The organism is Myxococcus sp. CA056, from assembly GCF_013336715.1.
Lineage (GTDB): Bacteria > Myxococcota > Myxococcia > Myxococcales > Myxococcaceae > Myxococcus > Myxococcus llanfairpwllgwyngyllgogerychwyrndrobwllllantysiliogogogochensis.
Genome location: NZ_JABUMT010000014.1, coordinates 165,905 through 182,606, shown reverse-complemented (window position 1 = coordinate 182,606; position 16,702 = coordinate 165,905). Strand labels below are relative to the sequence as shown.

Sequence of the window (16,702 nt, the reverse complement as noted above, 5' to 3'; positions counted from 1 at the left end):
GGGGGCTCGCAAGGGAAAGGAGGAAGAAAGGATGCGGTCCACCCGCGAGGCGCCGACATCCGGCCTCGCGGGGGAACGCGGGACAGGCTCAGGGCGCGAAGACACCCGTCACGAGCATCGCGCTGGCCTCGGGCCACGCGGAGCGGAAGGGACGGTTCTGGAAGTCCAGGTTGCCGCTCGAGCGCGCCTCGACGAGGGCGAAGTACCGCTTCCCTGCCTCCAGGACGCCCGGAGGCACCGTGAGCTGCGTCGCGCTCGTGTAGAGCCGGCCTGCCTGGGGGCCCTGGACGGTGCTGCCCTCGCTGTCCACGTAGATTTCGAAGATGCGGACCCGGTAGTGCGTGGCGTCGCCCACCGAGGGCGCGCTCCACGCGAGCCGGGGCGTGAGCCCCACGCCGGACAGGGTGCCGAACGCATCCTGCCCGTTGAGGGTCGGCGTCCGCACGGGACTCAGGCGCGGAGTCAGCGGCGCGGAGCCGAAGGCCGGCAGCGCGTCCGCGTACGTCACGGAAGGACGGAAGTACATCGGCTCCGCCGTGCCTCCGCCCGGCAGCGGCAGTGCGAAGGCCACGGTGAACTCCGTGCTCACCTGCCCCGCCTGCGCGAAGCCCGGGAAGGGATTGCCGTAGGAAAAGGACAGCGCCCGGTCCCCTCCCCCCACCGGCGGGTAGAACGTCATCAGGTCCGGCGCGGCCGCGTAGGTGCCACGCGTCCCATCCGGGAAGGCGGACACGTAGAGCGCGTGCGAGTCCACCTGGGCCGCGGGATGGACCGCCGTCCGCAAGCCCTCGAAGGTGGTGGCACGCCAGTCGACGAGGAGGCCCTGGTCCTGGGGCAGCGCCGCCATCGTCCCCGCCACGGAGGTGGTGGTGGCGTTCGCGACGGTGGCCGTGGTGGTGAAGGCCCGGGTGGCCGCGCTGTAGGTGAGCGTCTCGCCCGCCTCGGTGCCGCCCGGAGTCTTGGTGGAGAGCTGGTGGAACGTCAGGCTGTCACCCCGCGCCGACTCCAGCAGCCGCGAGCCCGGGATGCCTCGGTAGCGCAGCGTCTGCGTCCAGCGGACGGCGCCAGCGGTGGGCGCGGTGCCGGCCTGATGGAGCAACTGCACGCCCTGCCCCCACAGCCCCACGCTCGCGGAGAAGACCTCCAGGTAGTCCTCGGCCTGCCAGGTCGCGAGCCCCTGGAGGTCGACGGCGAGGTACGTCGTGTTGGCTGGCACCACCGCGTCCGGGCGCCCCTGGACCGACGTGCCCAGGTCCAGTGAGCGCGACGACGTCACGATGTAGTCCGAGCCGATGCGCAGGTAGTACGCGCCGCGCGGCACGCCGGAGATGGAGAACGTCCCCGCCGCCGTGCCCGTCCCCGGGTACGTGGCGAAGCCACCATCCTGCCGTTCCACGAGGGCGGAGATGGTCGTCGCGCTCAGGTCGAGGCTCCGCTGCACCAGGACATTGCCCGTGGTGAGGTGGTCATCCAGCCGGCTGCCCTGGATGACGAGGGGATGCACCGTGAAGGCCACGCTGCTCACCGACGGAAGTCCCGCCGAGGAGGCCACCAGCGTGTAGCCCACGTCCGACGCGTCGATGGAGAGCCCCGTGAAGGTCGCGACGCCCGCCACCAGCGTGGCCGACGCGGTGCCCGAAAGGACGCCTCCGCCCGGGTTGTCACCGATGGACAGCGTCACCACACCGGACGACACCGGGACGTTGCGACCCAGGCTGTCGAGCAGCTCGACCTGGATGTCGGGGGAGATGGGCGCGGTCGCCAGGACGTCGGTGGGCTGGGTGCGGAACACCATGGCCGTGGGGCACGCGAGCCCGCGCCACGTCAACGGGAAGGACTGGAGCGTCTCCAACCCCTCCGCGTCGGCGACGCGCACCGTCACCACCGAAGCCACCTGCGCGTCCACGCAGGCGGGCGCCGTCCAGAGGACCTCACTGGCGTCACCGCCGCTGGTCGGAGCACCGAGCGCGCCCGTGTTCGTCTCCCAGGCGAAGGTCAGCGCGGAGCCCTCGGGGTCCACGGCACGAACGCTGAAGCGAAGCACGCTGCCGGCCGACGCGTTGCGCGAGGTCTGGAAGGCGCTGGTAATCCGGGGCGCGACATTGGGGGCCACTGGCGGGCCGACGCAGACTCCGAGCCGACCGAAGCCCTCGCCGCCCCTGCCATCCGACACCCGCACCGTCAACTGGCAGTTGTCGCACGTGGCATTCGCCGGCACCGACGTGGGCGTGAAGCGAGCATTGCGTGAGCCGGCATCGGTCCAGGTGCCCTCGCACGACGCGCTCCACGAATACGCGAGCGACGTGGCGGAATCGTCATTGTCCGTTCCCTGGGCGCTGACGACGATGGCCTGCCCGGGGACGACCTGCGTGGGGGCGCCCGTCAGTGAGACCACCTCTGGCCAGGCGTTGAATCGGACGATGACCTCCGCGGTGCCCACGCCCGTCCCATCCACCTGGATGACGAAGCTGACAGAGGTGGATGCACCCAACTGGTCGGAGACGGTGAGCGTCAGCGTGACAATCCCTTCCGTCGCGGGCGCCGTCCACCGGGCCCGCCGGCTGGCCGCGTTGTCGAAGGTGCCCGCAGTGGCGGTCCACGCGCGTACGAGAGGACGTCACCAGGGTTGGGATCCCGCGCCGTCGCCAGGAGGTCGACGAAGCCGCCCACCTCCACCGAGGAGCGCGACACGACGAGTGAGGTGATGATGGGGCCCGCGTTGGAGAACTCGGGCGACGGGTCCACCTGCTGGAGCAGGATGTTCACCTGCACCGTCTGGTTGGCGGTGATGGTGACCCCCGTGGCCTCGCCCCGGAAGATGAGCTTGTCCTGGGCGTCATAGGCGGAGGCCCGGAAGCGCCGCTCGGAGCCGGCGCGAATGACACTCATCAGCCCCGTCCACACCGTGGTGTCCTCCACCAACTGGACGCTCGTCGCGGGGATGTCGGCGGCATCCAGGATGACCTCGACACGCTGGACGTCCTCCGCTGTCACGGCTTGTTGCACTGAGATGGCGAAGCGCGCCGAGCCATCCTCGGCGGAGGGAGCTGGAAGGCTGTCTTCACGCTGGCAGCCCACCAGGGAGAGAACGACAGACACGACGACCAGGGTCTGTCTCCAGAGTGGAGACAGCACCCGGAAGGATGCTTGAGTGTGCATAGAGAGGGAGATGTGAAGAGAGGGGACCCTGCCCGCGACGGACAGGCAGACACTTCACCGGGAGGCTCGCGACGCGAGTTCCAGCGGCGATGCTCTTATCACTCAATAAAAGTCTTTCAATTTTTCAACCAGACAAGCTCTCGACTCAAGACATGGATGTCAATTCCCACCCTCGGTGGGGCCGCACCCGGGACGCACTGTCATCCACGACCCGGCGCCTACAGTCCCCACGAGCACGTCCAGGCAGACGTCAGGCCTGGCTCAGCGGTTCGATGGACCCACAAGGGCCCCCTTCCACGCCCGCGCCCCGTCTTTGACACCTCATGGCCACGCAGTTTAATCTTGAGTTACACGATTAAACCCGACCCTAAGACAGGGCCGGGAACCTCCGTTGGACCAGGAGCAACCCATGGACTCTCCTTTCCATCGACTCGTCATCAAGCCCGCCCTCGCGATGACCGCCCTGTCTGTGGTCATGGCGGCTTCGCTGACACCAGCCATGGCCGGCGGGCAAGGCGTGGTGCCTCCCCTGACGAACTGGGACCTGGCCGCGGCGCCCCAGCGCACACCGAACACCGAGATGCCGTTTGGCTTCGTCGAGAAGTTCGACGTCGACAACTACACGGACCTCATCTTCGAGGAGAGTCTCAATCCCCGCGCGCAGATTCTCAGGCGCACCCACGCGACCGTGAACTGTTACAGCGGGGGCTGTGCCCGCTTCGACGTGCGGCCAGGCTATGTGGCCCAAGGTGATACCGGAATCCTGCTCAACCACCAGAACGGCCTGCGCGCGAACGTCGGCTACATGGTTTATTACGGTCTCGATTGGCCGGCGACGATGCGCGGCGCGGGCCACAAGCACGTTCTGGTCTACGACGACGTCTCCAACGGCGGCAGGAACATCCGCCCGATGGTGACCGAGGGGGCCCTCGAAACGGCGTCCGGCCAGTACGCCTACCGCGGCTTTCGCGCGTGCAACAACGCCGCCGGAATCTGCGCCGACGAATTCAGTTCACATTGGGCCCCCTCCACTCCGACGACCAGGCACTCCTTCCAGATGGAGCAGTTCCTGGAGCAATGGCTCTATGTGGAGTTCGAGGTCGTCATCGGAGGGCTCAACACGCTCTACATCTGGTCTCGAGACGGGCGCCTCCAACACCGCATCGGCTTCTGCGATGGTGGGGTCACCACCGAGGGCTGGAACTGCGGCAACCTGAATGTCGTTGCGCAGCCACTCGACTACAGCCGCATCCTGGCCTATTTCGGTGACCGCCCCAACAATGCCATCACCGCGAACAGCTACGTCTTGATTGACAACATCCGTGTTGGCAACGCGTTCATGGGGCCACCTGCCGGCTTCATCCAGGCCCCCTGACCCGCGCGCTATCGCAGCGTGGAGTTGGGCGACATCCAGGTGGTACGCAGGGGCGCGGCCACCTGTTCGACTTTGGCGACTGGAAGAGCGAGGTCGCTTCGCGGCGCGGTGATGACGGCACGGTCACGCTCGTAAGCAGCTCGCCGGGTGAGGACGGCTATGAGTTCGTCGTCGCGAACAAGGACAGCAAGAAGTCGCTGGTGCTCCGCGATGCGCAGCATGAGTACGTGTTCACGGAAGCGGAGTAAGGCGCATCGTCGCCACGGCGTCTTGCGCCCGGTCCGCTGACGCAGTCCGCTGACGCAGTCTGCCAATCTGACGGGTCTTGCTGCGTCACCTCTGCCCTGACGGTCTCCAAGTCCCCGTTATCACCCTCACGCCTCCACGGCCGACACAGACCGGATACTGGCTCCGAGAGACTGCCGGTTACCGCGAAAAAGTCATGAGATAGAGTCTCAGCGCGCACACCCCTGCCCACTGAAGGCTCTCGAATGAACAGCACGGCGAAGCAGTCCTGCAAGACGGTGTCGGACCGCAAATGGACCCTGAGCACTTTCATGGAGTTCTATGAACGCGTCTTGGGGCCCAAGCTCTTCAAGCCCTACGGCGAGCTCCTCGTCCGTGAAATCCGCAAGGACATCCGGCCGGAAGCTCCCGTCACGAGCATCCTCGAGGTCGCTTGTGGGACGGGCCGAATCACGACGCATCTCTACGAAGAGCTGGCCAGGCCGCTGAACCTGAAACTGGTTGCAACGGACCTCTCCAAGATCGCCATCGAGGTGTGCAAGACGGTGGTGGGCGACGACCTCAATCGGGACGTCGAGTTCCATGCCGACGTCGACATGGCGGACCTGCCTTTCAGCAACGACAGCTTCGACATCATCGTCTGTGGCTTTGGCCTGATGTTCCCACCCGACAAGAGCAAGGTCGCGCGAGAGTTCAAGCGAGTCCTTCGTCCGGGAGGGAAGATCTACGGCACGGTCTTCCATTACAATGAGCTGTTTGGCCTGACGCTGGAGCAGACGCAGAAGCTCTTTGGCGCTCCCTCGGCCATCCTGGATGGAGCGCTCAGCCTGAGCGATCATTCGGCGATCACGAGCGCGTTCTCCATGGAGGGGCTCGCCAGGGGCGTCGCGGAGGTCGTGACGTCGTGTCCCCTGACCTTCCATCTGGACGAGCAGGACACGAGAGAATTCCTCTTCAATACCTGCGTCTTGCTGGAGGAGTTCAACCAGTGCGACACCCTCACCCGGGAGGCGTATCTCGATACGATTCTCGGAGAGCTTCGTGCGCATGTTCCCAGCCAGAACTATGCGGTCAATGCCTGGCTCCTGCGCGGTGCGGTTGACGAGGCCAGCAAGCAGACCGTTGCTGTCAGCGCCCTGCCCGACTTCGGTGAACTCAGCGCGTTCCGTACGATGGCGCCGGAACTCGTCGAGAGTCGAGATGATCGGTTGCTTCCGCTTTCCGATGCACCTGCCCTGCGCCGATACCAGGCAATGAAGTCAGCCTTCCTCGCCGAGCATCCGGAGTATCCCGACGACGAAGTGGAAGCCCTGAGACGCGAGGAGTTCTCTCGCCTGGATGCACAACGGGTGACCTATCTGGATCATGTGGGCGGTGGCATCGCTCCAGAGAGCCTCATCGAGCATGACTACCAGGTCCTGAAGAATACAATCCTCGGCAATCCCCACACCGGCTCGAAGGCCACCGAGGAGGCCCACGAGAAGGCCCGTTCGGAGATCTATCGGTTCTTCCGCTGCTCGCCGGAGGAGTACGAGATCATCTTCACTCCGAACGCCAGCGGCGCCATCAGGCTGGTCGCGGAGTCGTTCCCCTTCGAGAGCGGCTCGGAGCTCCTGCTCGCCAAGGACAACCACACCTCCATCCACGGCATCCGGGAATTCGCCAGGTCCAAGGGCGCGTCTGTCAAGTACGTCCCCCTGAACAAGGAGCTGCTGCTCCTCGAGAGTTCGCTGGAGCGCATGCTCGAGAAGCTCGACAGGAACCACGCCCACCTTTTCGCGTTCCCCGCGCAGTCCAACGCCACGGGCGCGAAGCATGACCTGAAATGGATCAAGCGCGCTCAAGAGCGCGGAGCGATGGTCCTGTGTGACGCGGCGGCGTTCGTCCCCCTGTCGGCGTTCGATTTCGAGACCTATCAACCGGACTTCGTCCCGGTCTCCCTCTACAAGATATTTGGCTATCCGACCGGGGCAGGCTGTCTCATCGCGAAGAGAGACTCCTTGCGCAAGCTGACCCCGCCGTCCTTCGCCGGTGGAGCGGTGTGTTACTACTCCGGGCCGTGGTCTACCACGGACAGGATGTTGCACCATGACCAGGGGAGGCAGTTCGAAATCGGTACGCCCAACTACGCATCCTTCCATGCCATCGCCTATGGCTTCGAATTCATCTCCAGACTCGGAGTCGACCACATCGGCGGTCGAGCGAACGCGCTGGCTCGATGGCTCGAAACGCAGTTGCAGTCACTGCGGCATGAAATCAAGGCCAAGGGCCCCCTCTGTCGAGTCTATGGCCCCGCGCCGGAAGACAAGGGCGCGACGGTCATGATGAACGTGTTCGACTGCTACAACGCGGTCTTCCCGCACGCCCAGGTCAAGAGAGCCGCCGAGTCCTTTGGCATCACCCTGCGCAATGGCTGTTTCTGCAACCTGGGCGCGGTACAGCACGCCACCTACTCGACCGCGGGCTCGGAACACTGCGAACTCGACAAGAAGCGGAAGATCCTCGACTGCAAGACCTTTGATGAGGAGGTCCTCACCAAGGGGCTCTGCGGAGCCGTTCGCGTTTCGTTCGGCCTCGGCTCGAACTTCCGCGACGCCTATCGTTTCTATCTGTTCGCGAAGTCCTTGATGAACACCGAGACCTCGCGGCTGGAAGACCATCTGGCCGCCGCTTCGTGAGCAGAAGAGCATCCCCATAGCAACCGTCGAACGGGCCCGCCAGGGGTGGCCATACGCCGCCACGCCCTGGGAGCGGCCGACCTCGAGCAGCAACCGGCCTGTCAGCGCGCCTCATGGGCGTCCAGCCCGCAGCGCAAAGGCAAGCAGCCCGCAATGGCAGCACAAACAGCCCGCACCCGGCCCGCACCGCCTGACATTCGCGGATTCGCTTGCCATTTCTGAAATGATCAACAACCCTGGCGTGTAACCATCCCAGGCAAGCGCACGAGTCACCCTGGCATCGGGGCGCGCATCGGCCCAGGCATTCATCGCAAAGAGTCACAAACGGCCCCGACACAGACCCCCACTCACAGAAAGCCCGCACATGAACAGCACTGCGAAGCAGTCTTGCAAGACGGTGTCTGAGCGCAAGTGGACCCTGAGCACGTTCATGGAGTTCTATGAGCGCGTGTTGGGGCCCAAGCTCTTCAAACCCTATGGCGAACTCCTCGTACGGGAAATCCGCAAGGACATCCGACCGGAAGCCCCCATCACGAACATCCTCGAGGTCGCCTGTGGGACGGGCCGAATCACCACGCATCTCTACGAAGATCTGGCCAGGCCGCTCAATCTGAAATTGGTTGCAACGGACCTCTCCAAGATTGCCATCGACGTGTGCAAGACGGTGGTGGGCGACGAGCTCAAGCGGGACGTCGATTTCCATGCCGACGTCGACATGGCGGACCTGCCCTTCAGCAACGACAGCTTCGACATCATCGTCTGTGGTTTTGGCCTGATGTTCCCACCCGACAAGACCAAGGTCGCGCGAGAGTTCAAGCGAGTCCTTCGTCCGGGAGGGAAGATCTACGGCACGGTCTTCCACTACAATGAGCTGTTTGGACTGACCCGGGAACAGTCGCAGAAGCTCTTTGGAACTCCGTCGGCCGTCCTGGACAGGGCGCTCAGCCTGACCGACCATACGGCGATCACGAGCGCGTTCTCCCTGGAGGGGCTCGCCAGAGGCGTCGCCGAGGTCGCGACGTCATGTCCCTTGTCGTTCTTCCTGGGCGAGGAGGACACAAGAGAGTTCATCTTCAATACCTGCATCTTGCTGGAGGAGTTCAACCAGTGCGACACCCCTACCCGGGAGGCGTATCTCGATACGATTCTCAGGGAGCTTCGCACGCGTGTCCCGACCCAGAACTACGAGGTCAAGGCCTGGCTCCTGCGCGGCGCGGTCGACGAGGCCAGCAAGCAGACCGTTGCCGTCAGCGCCCTGCCTGACTTCAATGGACTGAACTCGTTCCGTGCGATGGCGCCGGAGCTCGTCGAGAGTCGAGAGAAACGGCTGCTCTCCCGCGCCGACGCGCACGCCCTGCGGGAATACCAGACCATGAAGTCGGCCTTCCTGGCCGCGCATCCGGAGTATCCCGACGACGAGGTGGAGGCCCTGAGGCGCGAGGAATTCTCACGCCTGGATGCACAATCGGAGACCTATCTGGATCATGTGGGCGGTGCCATCGCCCCAGAGAGCCTCATTGATCGTGACCATCAGGTCCTGAGGAATACGATTCTCGGCAATCCGCACACCGGCTCGAAGGCCACCGAAGCGGCGTACGAGAAGGCCCGCTCGGAGATCTACCGGTTCTTCCGCTGCTCGCCGGAGGAGTACGAGATCATCTTCACCCCGAACGCCAGCGGGGCCATCCGGCTGGTCGCGGAGTCGTTCCCCTTCGAGAGCGGCTCGGAGTTCCTGCTCGCCAAGGACAACCACACCTCCATCCACGGCATCCGGGAGTTCGCCAAGGCCAGGGGCGCCGCTGTCAGGTACATCCCCCTGAACAAGGAGCTGCTGCTCGTCGAGAGCTCACTGCGGCGCTCGCTCGAGAAGCTCGACAGGAACCACGCCCACCTTTTCGCGTTCCCCGCGCAGTCCAACGCGACAGGTGTGAAGCATGACCTGAAATGGATCAAGTTCGCGCAAGAGCGCGGAGCGATGGTCCTGTGCGACGCGGCGGCGTTCGTCCCCCTGTCGGCGTTCGATTTCGAGACCTATCAACCGGACTTCGTCCCCGTATCCCTCTACAAGATATTTGGCTATCCAACCGGGTCCGGCTGTCTCATCGCGAAGAGAGACTCCCTGCGCAAGCTGACCCCGCCATCCTTCGCCGGGGGCGCGGTGTGTTACTACTCCGGGCCGTGGTCTCCCACGGACCGGCTGTTGCACCACGACCAGGGGAGGCAGTTCGAAATCGGCACGCCCAACTATGCATCCTTCCACGCCATCGCCTATGGCTTCGAATTCATCTCCAGGCTCGGAGTCCACAACATCGGCGGTCGCGCGAAGGCGCTGGCTCGATGGCTCGAAACGCAGCTGCAGCCGTTGCAGCACGAGATCAAAGCCAAGGGTCCGCTCTGCCGGATCTATGGCCCCGCCTCGGAAGACAAGGGCGCGACGGTCATGTTGAACCTGTTCGACTGCTACAACTCGGTCTTCCCGCATTCGCAGGTCAAGAGAGCCGCCGAGTCCTTCGGCATCACGCTTCGCAATGGCTGTTTCTGCAATCTGGGCGCGGTACAGCATGCCACCTACACCACCGCTGGCGCGGAGCACTGCGAACTCGACAAGACGAAGAAGATCTTCGATTGCAGGACTTTCGACGATGAGATTCTCAACAAGGGGCTCTGCGGAGCGGTTCGCGTCTCGTTCGGCCTCGGCTCGAACTTCCGCGACGCCTATCGCTTCTATCTGTTCGCGAAGTCCTTGATGAACACCGAGACCTCGAGGCTGCAGGACTATCTGGCCGCCGCTTCGTGAACAGAGGTACGCTCCGGCCTGTCACGAGGGTTCGACGAGGCAGGGCATGGCTTGGTGGAATGAGTTGATGGGGCGCGTGTCGGGAGCCAGTCGTTCGCCGGCCCTGGCACAGCGGGTCGAGGTGGCACCCGGGCTCACGGTGTCTGTCACCCGGCACGCCCGCCCGACGTCGAAGGGGCCCGTGGACTGCGTGTCGTACGTGTCGGACGGACTCGCCGCCAAGGGGCAGAAGGAGCTGGTGTTCACGCTGCCTGCGGGGATGGCGGATGAGGCCTTTTCATCCAAGCTGTTCTCGTTCTTCGCCACGATCAACCAGTTCGCCGAGCAGGGGCGCACCGTGGACACGGGCGGTCACACCCAGTTCGGACAGAGGAGTCTCTTCCCTGGCCGGCATCTGCTCTACGTCCCGGCGGAGCCCCTGCCGGAGGTGTCCGTTCCGGCAAACGCACTCGCCGCCGTTCCCGTCACGGAGGGGGAGTTGGTGCTGGTCGAGCGCTTCGGGGCGACGCGGGTGATGTCCTCGCTGGGCCGGATGTGCTCACACTTCCCCTGCCCCACCTGGTTCGACCCCGAGCGGCCCGAGCTGCCGCATGCGGAGATGCTCCAGGCGAGCATGTTGTCGAACATCGCGAGTGCCCGCCTCAAGGAGGCACGGGTCCTCCAGATGGGGAGCGACATCGTCCTGCGCCTCGTTCCGGGCGCCGAGGCGCTCCTCCAGCAGTTGTTCGCGGAGCTTCCGGCGAACATGCCCTTCGCGCTGCTCACGGGACTCGACCCAACCGCGGATGCGTACTTCGTCTGGGCGCCGGGCCAGCGCGAACCTCAAGCCATCACTCCCCCCGGGCAGAACAACGCCGAGCGGCTCTGCGGAAACTTCCTCGTGGTCGTCCCGGAGCAGGAAAAGGACGCGAGCCAGCTGGTGGAGGACGGCTTTGCCTGGCTGCTCACCGAGGCCTCCTGGAAGGCCGTGAAGCGGGCCCTGACCGAAGGCGGGGCGCTCGCGCTTCTGGACTCGGCGGGCAGCAAGCGCTTGCGCATCGAGTGGGCGTAGCGGCCCTCCAGATTCAGGCATTCCGTGCACTCAGCGCCAGATGGGCGCGTTGGTCGCCACATCGTGCGCGTCGCGCCTCCAAACCGCGAGGGAGACACGTGGGCCGTGACCTAGACTGAGTCCGTTTCCCACTCGACCTACGGATCCGCCCGAACATGAAGCCCACGCCCGGAGACATTCTCGCCGTCTACAACCCTCGGCTGGACGCCTACACCGCCGTCCAGGTGACCGCCCTGAAGGCGGAGGGGAAGAGCGAGCTGGCCGCCGTGCTGGCCTTGGACTGGGTGGGCCCCGCCCTCCCCGACGCCGCGGCCGTGGCGGCCATGGCGCCCGCCAACTTCAACTTCTTCTTCTGGAAGGACCACCGCGTCCACGTCTGGGTGTCCGCCGAGGTTCCTCGTGGCTACACGCTCGTGGGTCACCGGCCGCCCCTCGTCGTCGAGGACGTCAAGAGCTACAGCGGCTGGCCCTCCGGCAGCGCCACCTACAGTCAGCGGCGCTGGGAAGCCATCCCCCAGGCCGAGCGCGACCTCTTCAAGCAGATGGACGCCAACCGCGACAAGAGCGTGGTGCTCAAGCTGGGCGACCGCGAGGTGCTCCGCTCGACGCAGCGGCTCGACACGGACAGGCTCGCCGCCGCCCCCAATCTCGCGGTGTTCGAGGTGCTGCCCATCCTGACGTCCGTCAACGCCGACGCCCCCATCCCTGGGCTGTTCGACTTCATCCGCCGCCGCCCGTTCGTCTATGAGTCGGACGTGCGGGCCCACGGGGAGCGCGTCGTCGACCTGCGTGGCGCCAATCTGACGCGACTCACCCTGGAGGTGACGGGCGTCCACGAGCTCCACCTCAACGAAGGACTGGAGCACCTGTCCCTGATGGGGCAGGCCAGCCCGGAGTTGAAGATTCACGCGGAAGCCGATGGCCGATGGCTGACGCTGTCCGTGAACAACCCGGCCATGGCCTGGTCCGGACTGGACGCACTGGACAGCCTGCATGTGCACGCCGCACAGGAGGTGGATGTCTCCGGCGTCGTGAGGCGCTTTCCGAAGCTGACGGAGCTGCGCATCTGGGGGGCCCCTGGCTACCTGAGGAACACCTCCGCGCTGGCGGCGCTCCCCGAACTGCGCATGCTGACGTTGAGCGACATGTTTGGAATCACGCCCGACGAGTTCCCCGGTCCGGAGCGCTTCCCGCATCTGGGGATGCTCTGGCTGACGAGCATTCCCGCCGAACTCGCCGCCGAGGTGAAGAAGGCATACAAGGCCGCGGCTCGCGAGGGCCTGGACCTGTCCGTGCGTCAGCCGCGCAAGTCCGAATGGCTGGCGGAGAACCTGGACAACCCGTTCCGCATCTGGGACGGGGCCGACACCATCAGCCCGACCCAGGCCAAGAAGGCCGCGACGCTGTATCGACAGGCCCGGTCGGCCGCGCTCAAGGCCGCGTCCGAGGAGACCCGCGCCGCTGCCCTGGTCTCCGCGCTGACGCCCATCGTCACGACCTATACCGAGGGCTTCAACAAGATGGATGCTCGCAAGACCTTCATCTACACCGAGGAGCGTGAGCACATCTACGTCGCGCTGATGGGCATCTTCGACGCGGTGGACGAGAAGCTCCGGTCCCAGGGCGGGGTATCCGCCGAGCCCCTGAATCGAGAGGCGCTGGTCTCGGTGCTGGATTCGATTCGCGACTTCTAGCGCGTCGCCGCGCTCAAGCCGCGTTCAGTCCTTTCCCAGGGTGCGGAACACGGCGGGCAGCTCCTGGGCGCCCAGCCCCGCGCCGACGGCCCGCCGGTAGTTCTCGAGCAACTCCCTGGGGAAGCGCGTGCTGATGCGTGCGTCCTGGCTCAGCCGGACGATGTGCTCGATGGCCGCGACATGGGTGTTGAGGCTGCACTGCTCACCCGTGAAGTCGTCGCGCGCGACCATGTCCTGCGCGGCATCGGCGGTGACGGAGATCAACCCCAGGAAGGAGTTCTTCTGGGCGAAGAATGCCTTCGGGTCGAGTCCCTCGGCCTTGCACATCGCCGCCGCGTGGAGGACCGCCAGGGTGCCTCCGTAGTAGGCCTCGAGAATCGCGCAGTCGAGCGTCGCCGCGGAGCCAATCTTCTCGTCGACGTAGACGGAGTTCTTCGCCACCGCCTGGAGCGTCCCGAGGTGCCGGTCGAAGACGGCGCGCGACCCGGCGTAGAAGACCGTGGCGTAGTCGGTGGCCACGAAGGCGGGATAGGCGAGGATGGCCGCATCCAGGTAGTCCACCCCGTGGGCCGTCGCCCACTCCAGTGCGTTCCGTGCGTCCGCGGGCGAGCCACTGGTGAGCTGGACGAGCGTCGTCCCGGCGAGCGCCGCCACCACGTCCTTCGAGGAGAACACCTCCGAGAAGGCGGCGTAGTTCGACAACGAGACGACCACGAGGTCGCGCCCCGTGATGGCCTCGCGCAGCTCCTCGAACGCGAGGGTGCCACCGCCCACGGCCTGGGCCTTGCTCGGCGTCCTGTTCCAGACCGCGACCTCGTGCCCCACCGCCGCGAAGGCCCGCGCGAGTGCACTTCCCATGAGCCCGCTGCCAATCACCGCGATCTTCGACGAACGGCCGGATGTCATCTTCAGTCTCCTGATGCTGCGCTCGAATGCCGCGCCCGGAATCGGGGCCTGAAGATGAGACCACAGCTTCGGGAGGAATCGACCCTGGATGTTTTTGTCCGCCTCCGGGGAGCGCCGTCCGTGCGGGCCTCAGTCCGCCAGCGAGCCTGACTGGAGGGTGCTCGCCGCCGAGTTCGTCATCCGCTCCGCCAGCGTTTGCACCGAGCGCGCCACGTTGCGCGTCTCCTCCACGACGCGAAGCGTCTGCTGCATCTCCTGGGAGAGGTCCTGGATGGCCACGGCAATCTGGGACGTGCCCGCCTCCTGCTGCGACACCGCCGCGGAGATCTGCCGCACGCTGCCGCTGGTGTCGCCGATGATGCCCGCGAGCTTCTGAAGCTGCGTGCCCGACACGCGCACCGCATCCAGGCCCACCCTCACCCGCTGCTCGCCCTGCTCGCTGAGCTTCGCGGCCTCGCGCATGCTGGTGCTCACGCCCTCGAGCACCTCGCGAATGCGCTGGGTGGCGACAACGGACTGGTCCGCCAGGCTGCGCACCTCCCGCGACACCACGGCGAACCCCTTGCCATGCTCCCCGCTGCGCGCCGCTTCAATCGCCGCGTTGACCGCCAGCATGTTGGACTGGTCCGCCAGTCCCTTGACGGTGTCGACGATGCCGGAAATCTCCCGGGTCCGCGAATCCAGCGCGAGCATGCGCGCGGCCATCCCCGACACCTCCAGACGAATGGCCTCCAGGTTCGTCAGCGTCTTCTCGATGGCCGCACCGCCCTCGCGGCCCGCCTCCTCCGCGACCACGATGGATTGGGTCAGCGCTCGCGTCTTCTCCGACGTGACGAGCGAGCCCTGACGGATTTCCTGCACCGTCTGGTCCAGCTCCTTGAGCGCCGTGGCCTGCCGGTCGATTCCCACCGTCTGCGCCTCACTGGACGTGCGCAGCTGCTGCACCACCGACGCCAGCTCTCCGGCGCCGCGTCCCATGTCCCTGGCGAGCAGCTGTACGTCCAGGCGCCGGGCCTCCAACTGGCGCGTATGCGATTCCAGCGAGCGCACCACCCGCAGGGAGCGCCGCGCGACGATTCCCACCAGCGACGCGGTGAGCGCCAGGAAGCCCCAGTGGACGAACGAGCCCTCCAGCTTCACCCAGCCCAGCAGCGGCAGCATACCGAGCACGAGAATGGCGGCGAGCACGCCCAGGCCGACGCCGAAGATGCGTGCATCGACATTGCCGCGATACGCGGCGACGACCGCGACAATGACATACGCCAGCAGGCAGGGGATGGAGTAGAGCATCACCAACTGGAACAGCCAGCTCGCGACGCCCAGGTCCACCAGCACCACCGCGGTATTGAGGGCCGCGAGCACGGTCAGGCACCACACCGGCCCCCGGAACCAGCGCAGCCGGCCCTCCAGGATGCCATCCAGGATGAACCAGCCCAGTCCCGGCAGCACACAGTACGCCGCCGTGAAGGTGACCTGCCCCATCACCCGGTCCACGTCCCAGGCCAGGGGCAGCACACCGCTCATGCCCGCCAGCAACACGCCCGAGCTTCCGGCGAAGACGGCGAGCGACAGCAGCACGCGCCGCTGCCCGCCCATCAACGCCATGCCCAGGGCGACCAGCGCGACGACCACCAGCAGCACCCCCGTCAAGAGGGACGCCTGGCCCTGCCGCAGCACCTGCGCCATCAGCGCCGGGTGGGAGCCCACTTGCGCCCGCAAAGTCACGCCGATGGCCGGAGTGCTGCTCTGGATGCGGAGCAGCATCCGCGAGCCCTGGACCGAGGACGGCAGGGGAATCAGCTTCCCCAGAATGCCCTGCCTCACCTCGGTGCCCGACGGGTTCACCGTCCCGCTCGAGTAGACGCGCCGGCCCCCAACGTAGACCTCGAAGGCGTTGGACACGGAGCCCAGCAGCAGCGCGGGCTCACCCCACCCACCCTCCGGGATGGGAATGCTCACCCACAGGAGCGTGTGTTTCCCCCGCCCCGGTGGCGTCCCCAGCGCCTGCATGGGTCGCCACGCGCTCGTATCGGTTTCGCGCGCCCAGACGGGCACACCCTCCGGCCCCAGCGGTGAGTCTCCCCAGCGGTAGAGCCAGCCCTCCCGCAGGTCGTCCACCCCGCCCTCGCGCACCTGCGCCTGGACGTCGGAGCCCCACACCGCCAACACGAGCAGCACACGCGCCAGGCTCGACAGCCACCTCCCACCAAAACGCCCCTTCATGAAAGGAAGCCCTCGCGGCGAGACATGAAACATCGATGACGAGCGCTGCGAGACATGAGACCGGGCCATGAAGGCACCGATGCTCATGTGTCGACGACACGTCCGCAAACGGGTCTCTCTCACCCCGCCCGCCTGCTCCACACGCGTGCATCACCAGCGCTGCCTCCGAGCACGCATCCACTCCGCGTGACGACGCGATGCAGTGCCGACAGCGCCATGAATCAGCAATCCCAGACTTCCGCTTTCCGCGCCCGCGCCCCAGCTCACGACGCCCGCTGTCCGGATTCCAGAAACTGGATCCAGCCCTCGGACAACCGTGACAGCGGACCGTTTCAGATGGCTTCAAATCCAGACAACCGCGCGGTGAATCCGTTGTTTCGCACTGGCACCCTCGTTGCTCTTCCGCGAGGCCGTGACCGAGCGAGCGACATCCCCCCACGAGCCTTCCCCCCGGCGTGAAACATCTGGCTGGGATTCCAAGCCACCCGGCGAATTCTCGGTTTCTGCCGCACCGCTCCTGACGGATTCGGCCTCCCTTCGCGCGCCGCCCCTCCCCGCCCGCCCTGGTGCTCC

9 protein-coding genes are annotated in these 16,702 nt (G+C 66.0%); 5 read left to right on the top strand and 4 right to left on the bottom strand.

All coding sequences use genetic code 11. The features are described 5' to 3' along the window. Nucleotides 1-88 precede the first annotated feature (88 nt). Both HUA76_RS36695 and HUA76_RS36690 read right to left on the bottom strand, forming a co-directional pair. Nucleotides 89-2,491: a hypothetical protein gene (locus HUA76_RS36695; RefSeq protein ID WP_174463487.1), complete on the bottom strand. Its 2,403-nt coding sequence runs from the start codon at nt 2,489-2,491 to the stop codon at nt 89-91. A gap of 20 nt (nt 2,492-2,511) precedes the next feature. Further along, on the bottom strand, nt 2,512-3,159 hold the full coding sequence (locus tag HUA76_RS36690; RefSeq protein ID WP_174463486.1) for a hypothetical protein: 648 nt from the start codon (nt 3,157-3,159) through the stop codon (nt 2,512-2,514). A gap of 409 nt (nt 3,160-3,568) precedes the next feature. Here HUA76_RS36690 and HUA76_RS36685 point away from each other — a divergent pair, with 409 nt between their 5' ends. The 5 genes from HUA76_RS36685 to HUA76_RS36665 all read left to right on the top strand — a co-directional run bounded on the left by HUA76_RS36685 (nt 3,569) and on the right by HUA76_RS36665 (nt 13,000). Further along, nucleotides 3,569-4,534 carry a hypothetical protein gene (locus HUA76_RS36685; RefSeq protein WP_174455785.1) on the top strand — a complete coding sequence of 322 codons (966 nt, stop codon included), beginning with the start codon at nt 3,569-3,571 and terminating at the stop codon, nt 4,532-4,534. 491 nt (nt 4,535-5,025) lie between these two features. Beyond that, a complete protein-coding gene (locus HUA76_RS36680; RefSeq protein WP_174455787.1) occupies nt 5,026-7,458 on the top strand; it encodes an aminotransferase class V-fold PLP-dependent enzyme in 2,433 nt (810 codons plus the stop codon). A gap of 364 nt (nt 7,459-7,822) precedes the next feature. After that, nucleotides 7,823-10,255, top strand: a complete 2,433-nt coding sequence (locus HUA76_RS36675; protein ID WP_174455788.1) for an aminotransferase class V-fold PLP-dependent enzyme — start codon at nt 7,823-7,825, stop codon at nt 10,253-10,255. A 46-nt stretch (nt 10,256-10,301) separates the two neighbouring features. Next, complete coding sequence (locus tag HUA76_RS36670; protein ID WP_174463485.1) at nt 10,302-11,306, top strand: hypothetical protein; 1,005 nt, start codon at nt 10,302-10,304, stop codon at nt 11,304-11,306. Between the two features lie 155 nt (nt 11,307-11,461). Continuing rightward, on the top strand, nt 11,462-13,000 hold the full coding sequence (locus HUA76_RS36665) for a gliding motility protein (RefSeq protein ID WP_174463484.1): 1,539 nt from the start codon (nt 11,462-11,464) through the stop codon (nt 12,998-13,000). Nucleotides 13,001-13,024: 24 nt separating this feature from the next. Here HUA76_RS36665 and HUA76_RS36660 read toward each other — a convergent pair whose 3' ends face one another. After that, nucleotides 13,025-13,906 (bottom strand): NAD(P)-dependent oxidoreductase, encoded by an 882-nt coding sequence (locus HUA76_RS36660; RefSeq protein ID WP_174463483.1) that lies wholly within the window; start codon nt 13,904-13,906, stop codon nt 13,025-13,027. A gap of 129 nt (nt 13,907-14,035) precedes the next feature. Then, complete coding sequence (locus tag HUA76_RS36655) at nt 14,036-16,129, bottom strand: methyl-accepting chemotaxis protein (RefSeq protein WP_254614716.1); 2,094 nt, start codon at nt 16,127-16,129, stop codon at nt 14,036-14,038. Nucleotides 16,130-16,702: the final 573 nt, after the last annotated feature.

Excerpts from the sequence above, each read along its gene's own strand:
- HUA76_RS36690 (WP_174463486.1), bottom strand. The coding sequence starts at position 3,159 with ATGCACACTCAAGCATCCTTCCGGGTGCTGTCTCCACTCTGGAGACAG.
- HUA76_RS36670 (WP_174463485.1), top strand. The coding sequence starts at position 10,302 with ATGGCTTGGTGGAATGAGTTGATGGGGCGCGTGTCGGGAGCCAGTCGT.
- HUA76_RS36675 (WP_174455788.1), top strand. The coding sequence starts at position 7,823 with ATGAACAGCACTGCGAAGCAGTCTTGCAAGACGGTGTCTGAGCGCAAG.
- HUA76_RS36680 (WP_174455787.1), top strand. The coding sequence starts at position 5,026 with ATGAACAGCACGGCGAAGCAGTCCTGCAAGACGGTGTCGGACCGCAAA.
- HUA76_RS36685 (WP_174455785.1), top strand. The coding sequence starts at position 3,569 with ATGGACTCTCCTTTCCATCGACTCGTCATCAAGCCCGCCCTCGCGATG.
- HUA76_RS36655 (WP_254614716.1), bottom strand. The coding sequence starts at position 16,129 with ATGAAGGGGCGTTTTGGTGGGAGGTGGCTGTCGAGCCTGGCGCGTGTG.
- HUA76_RS36665 (WP_174463484.1), top strand. The coding sequence starts at position 11,462 with ATGAAGCCCACGCCCGGAGACATTCTCGCCGTCTACAACCCTCGGCTG.
- HUA76_RS36660 (WP_174463483.1), bottom strand. The coding sequence starts at position 13,906 with ATGACATCCGGCCGTTCGTCGAAGATCGCGGTGATTGGCAGCGGGCTC.